Raw genomic sequence first — 10643 nt, 5'->3', positions numbered from 1 at the left:
GATGAGACAGTCCCGCTTCAGCGATGCGATCGAACACATATTGCTTCTGTTCCTCGTCGAAGACGCGATCGAATCGATCGGACTTTTGCAACTGAATCACCTGAGAGACTTTCTGCTTCCATTTTTCGCGATCGCGCAACAGCGACGCCGACGTTTTGCGGTAGTTCGTCAGCATCCCCGCCTCGAAGGGAACCCCCAGAAACTCACAGAGGGGAACGAGAACCGCCTCGGGATCGCGAACCAGGAGTTCGTAACGGACGACATAATGATTCTCTTTTTGAGAATAGGTTAAACTCCGTTGCGTTGTTTCGATCCAGCGATTGACGCAGTAATCTAAACTACTCGCGCCTTTCCACCACTTGGGATACTGTCGAGACACTTCGTACATCGACGCCGCAACTTCCGGGCCGTTGCGAACGATATGAACCACTTTTGAATTAGGAACGTAACGTTCGATTTCATCGAGATGGTCTATATGTTCGGGGGTTTTTTCAACAACAATATTTTTATTATACTCCAAACCAATATCGTGAAGCAACCCGAAAAACACTCGTGTATACCACCCAATAAAACCGACTTTCGGCAACCGTTTAGCAACGTCTGGCCGTTTGAGGTCTTTAGAGAAAAAGGCTTCTAATACAGGATAAAGCTGCCGAGACACGACGCCGTATTTCTTGCGCCTCGGCTCTCGTTCGGGCTGCAAAAAAATAAAATATTTCGTTTCTGGAAACGACACAATATCCGAATGGGTAGCTAAAAGAGTTTGCAATAACGTCGTACCCGAGCGAGGACAGCCAACCACAAATACTGTTGGCTTTGCTTTAAGAAAACTTAACATCAAGATCCGAATTTTTCCCGATTTCAATTTATATAATTGCACGTAAGATAGTGGAAGAGTGCATCTTTTAACTTCAACTGCAAGATCCCCAGCGAGATCCGAAGAGAACGTTCAACCCTCAACCTTTGTCCTGCCCGCATGACCCTAACCTCTGTCATTATCGCCAGCGAGTCTGACGAGGCCGAACTCCACGAGACCCTCGACTCTGTTTTACACCAAACGGTCGCCGAACAGCTCGAAGTGATTCTGCTCCATCGGGACACCGAGGAGAACAGTTCCGAGTCCGTTGCCACGATCGACGACTCGCGGGTTCGGGTGGTTCCCGTGGGGAACCGCAGCCCCGTCGCGTGCTGGAATCTCGGACTTCGCGAAGCCACCGGAGACACCATCGCCTTCATGAAAGTGGGCGATCGCTGGACTCCGGACAAACTGGAACGGCAACAGGCAGCACTGGCGGAAAATCCCGAGGCGGGGGTGGCGTACAGTTGGGTAGAATTCAGCGACGAGGCCACCCCCTGGGGCGATCGCCATCAGGAACTTCAGGGAAATCTCTGGCCGTACCTGTTGGTGTGGGATTTCCTCGAAACGCCCTCCAATCCCCTCGTCCGCAAAGCGGCGTTTAACGCCGTGGGGGAATTCGACGAAAACCTCAAAACAGGTGCAGCGTGGGATATGGGGTTGCGTTTGGCGCGTCAATTTCCCTTCGTGTGCGTTCCCAGCGTCAGCCTGTTGCGTCGCCAACCGATGGCGCTGGACTTGCCTCTCGATTTAGCCCAATGGGAAACCGACCGTCTCGCCGTTCTCGATCGCGCCTTTGCCGGAGAAACCGAATCGATTCAGTCGTTCCACTGGAAAAGTCAGACCAACCTCTACAAACATCTGGCGTACTGGGCATTTCGCCCCCCTCTAACCCCTGAAAGCCGCGAACTGGCATATCGCTATCTGTGCTATCTAGCCGAACGAGACCCAGCATTTCGGGACGAAGCCGACTTCATCAGTGTCGCCTTGTTAGCCACTCACTCCGACTTAGAGGAAGAGTGGTTGGCGGGGGTGGGGAAAACGTTCGATCGAGCGTTTTTCCTCCAATCGATCGCGCGATCGCCTTACCCGACGATCTCCGTCGTCGTCCCAGCTTACAACTGCCAAACCACCATCAGAGCCACCCTCGACTCCCTCTTCAACCAGACCTTTAAAGACCTTGAAGTTCTCGTCGTAGACGACAGTTCCACCGACGAGACCCTCAGCGTCGTCAAAGCGATCGAAGATCCGCGTCTGCGGGTGTTTTCCTATCCCAACGCCGGCCCCGCCGCCACCCGCAACCGAGGTTTCAACCACATCCTCGGACAATACGTCTCCTTCATCGACGCCGACGACCTTTGGACGCCAGACAAACTCCAAGCGCAGCTAGACGCCTTGGAAGCCAACCCCGACGCTGCCGTAGCCTATAGCTGGACGGACTACATCGACGAATCGGGACAGATTATCCGACCGGGAAGCCACCTAGCCGTTAACGGCGACGTACTCTCTCATTTGTTACTGGGAGATTTCCTCGAAAACAGTTCTAACGCCCTGATTCGTCGCGAAGCAGTCGCAGCGATCGAGGGGTTTGACGAAACATTAATTAGCGCCCCAGATTGGGACTTTTTCCTACGTCTGGCCGATCGATTCCTCTTCGTCTGCGTTCCCCAAGCTCAAATTTTGTATCGCCTGAGACCCCAATCGATGGCGTCCGATGTCGTCCGTCACGAACGTTACTGCTTAACAGTTCTCGATCGAGCATACCGTACCGCGCCCCAAGCCTTTCAATCTCTGCGATCGCAAAGTTTGGCTAACCTTTACCAATACCTCACCTATCGCGCCCTCCAACCCCCTTGGAATGTCAAAAACTGTCAAGCTGTCGTGGGATTCATTGAAAACATCCATCGATACGATCCTTTTGCCCACGAGTACAGCGATCTTTTAGGGAAGATTGTCGCCGCCGCCATCACCCACAGCAGCCTACCTCGGGATACAGCCCAACGGCTTTACCCCGATACCGATCCCGGGTTTGAGGCAGAAGACCTGTTTCAATACACGCGATCGCGTCCCTATCCCGCCATATCAGTGATTATCCCGGCCTACAACGCCGAAGACACCATCACAGAAACCATCGACACCGTTTTACAACAAACCTTTACAGATTTTGAAATTATCGTCATCGATGACGGATCGAGCGATCGAACCGTCGAAGTAGTAAAAAGTATCGACGACCCGCGCATCAAAGTGTTTTCCTATCCCAACGCCGGCCAAGGCGAAAGTCGCAATCGAGGCGCCTGTCACGCCCAGGGCGAATTTTTCGCCTTCCTCGACGCCGACGACCTCTGGACGCCCCACAAACTTGAAGAACTCTATAACGCCATCGTTAAATGGGAACAACCCACCGATCCCGAACGGCGATATGAAAATCGCAAACCCGCCGTAGCCTACAGTTGGGTCGATTGGATCGACGAAGACGGCAAGCACCTCGAACGGGGATGCGATTATACTTGCAACGGGTACATCTATCCCAAATTACTGCTGAGCGACTTCATCGCCGGCGGGTCGAACATTTTAATGTGGCGGGGTGCGTTTTACCAAGTGCGGGGGTTCAATCCGGAATTTCCTCCGGCCGAAGATCGCGATATGTGGTTGCGTCTGGCGGAAAAATTTCATTTCGTCGCCGTCGAAAAACCCCACTTGCGTTACCGACAGGTTCCGACCTCCCAATCGGCCAACGTCGAACGCATGGAGCGATCGCAGTTACGGGTACTCGAAGCGGCCTTTCGTCGCGCCCCGACGCAACCGCCTTTTGTCGAACATCCCGATCTCCTACCTGCCTACGAGCGACAAACCTACGCCAACTCCTATAAATACCTTACCTTTAAAGCCCTCGACGGCGAACCCACCCAAGCCAGAGGAAAGTTAGCGGCTCGGTTGTTTTGGACTGTATTGAAAAACGAGCCGCAGTTGTGGCAAGAGCGACGGTTTGTCTTAAAGTTTTGGTTGCGAATTGCAGCCACAGCGTTCCTTCCGCCCACGTGGACGCAACGCATTCTCGATCGCTTCCCCACCTTTCCCAAACTGCATCGGGAACTCTTGTTTTACACCAAAATGGACGCCATCGTAGATAACTAGATTATGGGCAGTCAAAGCATTCGGATTTTCAAACAATTGACGATAGGGCGAAGGATTCGAGAACTCGGGGAACGAATGCGGTTTGTCCTAACTGTCTGGTTTCAACCCGCAGCAGCCTATTGGCGATGGGGGCATTTCCTCGAAGCAGCTCAACGGGAGGTACAAGCAGAAATCGCCTATCGCAAAGCACAAATTCACAACCCTCGCGATCTGACGACGACTCGCGCTCTAATCGATTTATTAAAACGGCGAGAGGCTTGGAACGACATCGCAGAAGTTTACCTGCAAGCCTTAGACGCACAACCGGAAAAACGCTGGTGGTACGAAGGTCAACTTTGGACAGCTTTAGAGCGTACCAGCCGGCTTCCGAGTGCTGTCGAACGGTTACAGAAAGCCGTACAGAACGCCCCCGATAACCTCGTCGTTCGTCTCAACCTCGCTGAAACCCTAACTCGACAGGGAGATCTCGACGGTGCGATCGACTGTTACGAAACCGCCAATCGTATGAAGTTTAAACGGTCGTATCCGAATTTAGTTTGGCGTTCCCAGCAATTTCTCGAACCTCGCTTCATTATTATTGGGGCTGCCAAGTGCGGTACGAGTTCTCTCTACTCGTATTTAGCCGCACATCCCAAGGTCTTGCCAGCAGCCGTTAAAGAAATTAATTTTTGGTCGCAACGGTTCGATATTCTGAGAGAGAGCCAGCCCGATCGAAGTTTAACTTGGTATCTGGCGCATTTCCCCGCCGTCGCTGAAACCGAAGGATTTGCTACCGGAGAAGCGAGTCCGAGCTACTTTGCCTCTCCAGAAGCCCCTAAACGCTTGTACGAAGCTTTTCCCAAGGTTCGACTGGTGGTTTTACTGAGAAATCCTGTCGATCGAACCATTTCCCAGTATTACGACCGAGTCCGTCGCCATCAAGAACACCGACCTATCGATCGGGCGATCGAAACTAGCTTATCAGGGAAATTCGAGACAGAAGCTGAAGCCGTGTTGGCAGATATCTATTTACGCCAAAGTCGGTACGTCCAACAATTACAACACTGGTGGCATTGGTTCCCCAAGCCTCAAATCCAGGTGGTTCGGAGTGAAGATTTGTTTGAAAAGCCTGACGAGGTGGCTAACAGTGTCTTTGAATTCCTCGATCTTCCCCCCTGTCACAAAGAAACCTATCGTAAATACAATACAGGGAGCTATCCCCCCGTCGAGCGAGCCATCCGCCAAACACTAAGGGCTTACTTCCAACCAGATATCGAACGACTCGAAGCCGAACTCGGTCGAACGTTACACTGGGAACCCTCCCTGTGACTCAAATCGCTTTATAGCTTCAAGCATTCCCGACAGAAATACCGAACGCTATGCTTCATTTAACAAGTTATCTCAAACAAGGGATCGAACGATGGAAACAGTTACCAAGGATGCTTCGCTCGCTTGTCGATCGTGCCGAGGTTCGCCTACATCCACAGGATCCGTGGAAACATTACCACTTGGCTAAAACACTGTTACAACTTCAAGAGTTTCAAGCCGCAGAATTTCATTACCGTCGCGTCATCGCACTCGATCGCTCGATCGCTCTAGCTCATCACGAACTTGCAGACGTATTACAAGCCCAAGGTCGTTTGTCCGAAGCTGAAGAATGCTATCGACAAGCCATCGAACTCAACGAGGAATTTTTTTGGTCGTATCACAACCTCGGCGACGTCCTACGGAAACAGGAAAAATGGTCTGAAGCTGCTGAGACTTACAAAAAGGCATCTCGTTTCAACCCGGACTTTTACCCCACTTACGAACACTGGAGTCAGGTAGCCGTTCGTTCCCGACGCTGGGAAGACGCCATTTTCGCCTATCATCGCGCCCTAGAATTGCAACCCGACAATTTTCAAATTTGTTATGACTTGGCGGGATTACTGCGACGATTCGATCGGACGACAGAAGTCGCCAACTTATATTTAAAAACCATCAATCTCGATCCCACTTTTCCTTGGTTTTACCATCATTACTTTTGGCGAACGCTCAATACTGAAGGAAAACTAGAAGAGGCGATCGAACGCTATAAAACTGCACTAAAAAGTCATCCTGACTCCATGGAAGTTTACGTCAATCTGGGCGAAGCACTGACGCATCAGAAACAAATCCCCGAGGCGATTACATATTATCGAACAGCCCTGCACCGCAAACTGAAACGAGAACGTCCAGAGATTTTCTCGAATGAAGAAGTAAGCGAAAGTTTAGAAACCGCTCGGAAGCCCGATTTTATTATTTTAGGCGCTCAAAAAGCCGGAACGAGTTCCCTTTACTTTTATTTAAGCAAAAATCCCCAAATCCTCTCTCCGTTGCGAAAAGAGTTGGAATTCTGGTCTTGGAAATTCCATCGTGGAATTGACTGGTATTTTTCACAATTTCCGCCCTTGACACCTGACTCCCAATTTTTAACCGGTGAAGCTTGTCCCGGCTATCTAGATTTCGATGTAGCAGCAGAACGACTGAAGGAAAATTCACCGAACACTAAATTTATTATTTTGTTGCGCAACCCAGTCGATCGAGCTGTTTCTCATTATTATCATTGGATCCGTCGTCATCAAGAAGATCGGTCGTTTGACGTAGCTATCCAAGCAAAAATAATGGAGATTCACCAAAAAGGAACGGTTTGGAATCAACACAGTAATTACGTAGCTAGAGGAGTTTACGTTGAATTTATACGGCATTGGCTATCTCTCTTCCCGAGAGAAAAATTCTTAATTTTAAAAAGTGAGGATTTTTATCAAGATCCGAGCAAAACCCTAAAAAAAGTTGATAATTTTTTGGGGGTTCCTGTATCCACACTTTCAGAATACAAAAAACATAATGCAGGTTCTTATTCACCCGTCTCTCAAAAAAGTAGAGACTATCTTAATGATTTTTACAGCCCCTATAATCAAGAGCTAGAAAAATTGTTAGGAATTGAATTGAATTGGAACTAATTAACAAGAGTTATAAAATATGAAAAACAAAAAGACAATCCATAAAGCTTTCGTCTCATTCCTGTGTCGAGCTGCGATTTTCGCCCGATATAAACCTTCATTTTATGCCAAAAGACTCGGCGATATTTTGCACGAATCCCAAGAATTCGACCGGGAAATAAACCTGTATTATAAGGCGATCGATATCGTCCCTAACAGTCCGGAACTGCACGAATCTTTAGGAAATGTACTTTCACAAAAAGAGCAATGGGAAGCAGCCGAACGCGCCTATCGTAGGTCTACTCAACTCAACCCTAAAAATCGTCAAGCATACCAAAATCTTGGAGACGTTCTGTTTTATCAAAAAAAGTGGTTAACAGCAGAAAATGCCTATAAAAACGCAATTGCAATCGAACCGAATATATTTTGGCTGCATCAAAAACTGGGGGATGTTCTCATCAAACAAAAAAAATGGTTAGAAGCTGAGACAGCCTATAAAAAAGCGATTCAATTAAAAGATACATTTTTCTGGTCTCATCAAAAACTGGGGTTAGCACGGTTTAAACAAAGAAAATGGCAAGCCGCAGAAACTGCTTTTCGCGACGCGCTAACACTCAAATCTGATGCTCCCGAAACCTACGCGAAACTCGGGACTGTCCTCGCACAGCAACAACGATGGCTCGAAGCAGTGTCCGCTTATATTCAAAGCGAAAAAAAACAGCATAAACCCAATTCAGAGTCCTTAGAAAAACTAATAGAGTGTCGCCAGCAACTCGAACAAAAATCGGATTCCTGGGAAACTTATCGAAGTATTTTGTATGCCCTTATAAAACTTAAATACTGGCAAGGAGCAGTGGCCGCCTTTTGGAAATCGATCGAAGGTAAACCCGAGCAGGGATGGTGGCGGTACGATCGTTTGTGGAAACTGACCGCTCAACAAAATCGGTTAAAAGACTTCCAACAAACATTTGAGACCAGCATTGCTAACTATCCCGACAATCTCGATAGTTATCTGAATTTAGCTGAAGTTCTAACTCGCCAAAACCGGACTTCCGAAGCGATCGACTGCTATCGCAAGTTCTCAAAACGTGAAATCCTCAAACGCTACCCCCATCTTAGTCCCGAAACTTCCTTGAAATCTCCGCATCCTGACTTCATTGTGATTGGCGCTCAAAAGTGCGGCACGACATCTTTATATTACTATCTCAACGAACATCCTAATCTGTTTTTGTCGCTGAATAAAGAAATTCATTTTTGGTCGATTAATTATGACAAAGGTTTAGATTGGTATCTCGCACATTTTCCACCCGTTCCAGAATCAGAATATTTATTGACGGGTGAAGCCAGTCCGACCTACTTAGATTTTCCGGAAGCCGCCGAGCGGTTAGCTCGAGAGTTTCCCAAAATGAAACTCATTGTCTTGTTACGGAATCCAGCCGATCGAGCCATATCTCATTACTACCACTGGGTTCGACTGGGCAAGGAAGAGCGATCGCTCACAACAGCTATCGAACAACAGCTTCAAGAAATCTCCAGTCTCAAAAATCCGTTCGGCTTACGCGATCGTTACATTATCAGAGGACTTTATGTCGAATTCCTAAAACATTGGTTTAAGTTTTTTCCAAGAGAACAGTTTCTAGTTCTCGAAAGCGAGCGTTTCGATCGCGAACCCTCCACTATTCTCCAACAAACTCACCAATTTTTAGGTGTTGCCCCCGTCCCTCTCCAAGAATACCAAAGATACAACACCAGTACTTACCAATCGACTCACGAGGACGTTCGTGCATTACTCACTGAATTTTATCGTCCTTACAACGAAGAACTCCAAACCCTTCTCGAGATGACCTTTAACTGGTCGTAAGCTACCCGTTACTTCCCCGCCTTTCATGCGTACCCGTCAGCTCCTACAATTTGAATCTCAGCGCGTCATCCACCTCGGGCGGGCGATGCGTATCGTCTGGGAAAGCGGCCCCATCTGGACGATCGCCCGTACCGCATTAACCATCGTCCAAAGCTGTCTTCCCATCACGCGCCTGTACATCATGAAACTGCTCCTCGACGCCATCACCACAGGCTTCGACGCGAGCAACCCCGAAACCGCCTTTGCCAAAGTCACCCCTCTCGTCATCGCCATGGGGGTCGTCAACCTCACCGGGGCCATGTTGAGTTCCGTCTCCACCCTCGTCAACCAATACCAACAACAAGTCGTTTCCGATCGACTCCTCGAAATTATCCACGACCAAGCCATCACAGTCGATCTCGAACACTACGAAAACCCCACCTACTACGACATCCTCGATCGAGCCAAAAACGAAGCCAACGGCGTCCCCCTACGACTCCTCAACCGCCTCGAACAAGTCGGCAGCAACTTCGTTCAACTAGCGACGATGGGGGCAACGCTCCTGACCTTTAACTGGCTCGTGGCCGGTGTCTTGTTCCTTCCCGTAATTCCCCGCATTCTCGTGCGCGTCGCCTTCGTCCGAGAAATTCACCGATGGTTGAAACAACGAACCGCCACCCAGCGAGAAGCCGGATATTACAACAGCCTGGTACTCAACGACCAACACGCCAAAGAAATTCGCCTCTTCGACCTCGGCAAACTCTTTTCCGATCGCTTTCGCCGACTGCGCTGGCGTCTGCGAAAAGAACGCTTAGCAATCACCTTGCGCCGCACGACCGCCGATTTCCTAACCACCCTGATTTCCGTCGTCGCCACCTGGGGCGTGTACGCCTATGTGGCCTACCAAACCGTTCAAGGTAACATTACCGTCGGCGATCTCGTACTTTACAACCAAGCGTTTCGTAAAGCCTACAGCTCTCTCTGGAACATCCTGCAAGGGGTTGCCGGACTCTACGAAGACAATCAATATCTCTCGTACCTCTTTGAATTTCTCAGCATCAAACCCAAAATCGTCGATCCGCCCTATCCCAAACCCGTCCCTCGTCCCATGCAAACTGGACTGGCCTTCGAGAACGTGGATTTCCGCTATCCCGACAGCGAACGGCAAGCTCTCAAAAACATCGATCTAACCCTGCAACCGGGAGAAGTCATCGCCCTAGTCGGTGAAAACGGCTCGGGAAAAACGACCCTGATCAAACTACTTTGTCGGTTGTACGACCCCACTGCCGGACACATTACCCTCGACGGTATCGACCTCCGCGATCTCGCCGTGAAAGACCTACGACGCCAAATCAGCGTCATTTTCCAAGATTACGCCAAATACCATTTAACGGCGCGGGAAAACATTTGGCTGGGGAACGTGGACTGTTCTCCCGACGACGAAAGCATCGTGGCCGCCGCTCGCCGGGCCGGAGCTGACGAAGTGATTCAAAGTCTTCCGCGTGGGTACGATAACATCCTCGGAAAGCGGTTCGAGAGCGGGGAAGAGTTGAGTATCGGTCAGTGGCAGAAAGTTTCGATCGCCCGAGCCTTTTTGCGCGACTCCCAAATTATCGTTCTCGACGAACCCACCTCCGCCCTCGATCCCAAAGCCGAATACGAAGTCTTTAAAAAGTTTCGAGAATTGCTTCAGGGTCAGTCTGCGGTGTTAATTACTCACCGACTCTCCACCGTGAGAATGGCCGATTGCATTTACGTTCTCGATAAAGGACGTATCGTCGAAAGCGGACCCCACGAAGTCTTGATGGAACAGCAAGGGGTTTACGCGCGACTGTTCGAGACGCAAGCCCGAAATTATCGTTGATGGAGGGGT

The 10643-nt window shown here is 49.6% G+C and carries 6 protein-coding genes; 5 read left to right on the top strand and 1 reads right to left on the bottom strand.

The features are described 5' to 3' along the window. Positions 1-838, bottom strand: an 838-nt coding sequence (locus ACP5D4_RS01855) for a sulfotransferase family protein (RefSeq protein ID WP_428009914.1), incomplete at its 3' end; no start/stop codon positions are given. Between the two features lie 138 nt (positions 839-976). Here ACP5D4_RS01855 and ACP5D4_RS01850 point away from each other — a divergent pair. The 5 genes from ACP5D4_RS01850 (at position 977) to ACP5D4_RS01830 (ending at position 10634) form a co-directional block, all read left to right on the top strand. Beyond that, positions 977-3991 (top strand): glycosyltransferase, encoded by a 3015-nt coding sequence (locus ACP5D4_RS01850; RefSeq protein ID WP_428009913.1) that lies wholly within the window; start codon positions 977-979, stop codon positions 3989-3991. Positions 3992-4066: 75 nt separating this feature from the next. Then, entirely contained in the window at positions 4067-5299 is a 1233-nt protein-coding gene (locus tag ACP5D4_RS01845; RefSeq protein WP_428009912.1) for a sulfotransferase domain-containing protein, read from the top strand. A gap of 50 nt (positions 5300-5349) precedes the next feature. Next, complete coding sequence (locus ACP5D4_RS01840) at positions 5350-6951, top strand: tetratricopeptide repeat protein (protein WP_428009911.1); 1602 nt, start codon at positions 5350-5352, stop codon at positions 6949-6951. Between the two features lie 127 nt (positions 6952-7078). Further along, positions 7079-8791 carry a tetratricopeptide repeat protein gene (locus tag ACP5D4_RS01835; RefSeq protein WP_428009910.1) on the top strand — a complete coding sequence of 571 codons (1713 nt, stop codon included), beginning with the start codon at positions 7079-7081 and terminating at the stop codon, positions 8789-8791. A gap of 25 nt (positions 8792-8816) precedes the next feature. Beyond that, complete coding sequence (locus ACP5D4_RS01830) at positions 8817-10634, top strand: ABC transporter ATP-binding protein (protein WP_428009909.1); 1818 nt, start codon at positions 8817-8819, stop codon at positions 10632-10634. The last annotated feature ends 9 nt before the right edge of the window (positions 10635-10643 follow it).

The sequence above is a fragment of the Baaleninema sp. genome (genome assembly GCF_049974805.1).
Lineage (GTDB): Bacteria > Cyanobacteriota > Cyanobacteriia > Cyanobacteriales > Geitlerinemataceae > Baaleninema.
Note: the sequence above shows the minus strand (reverse complement) of the source record. Positions and strands in the feature narration are given on the sequence as shown.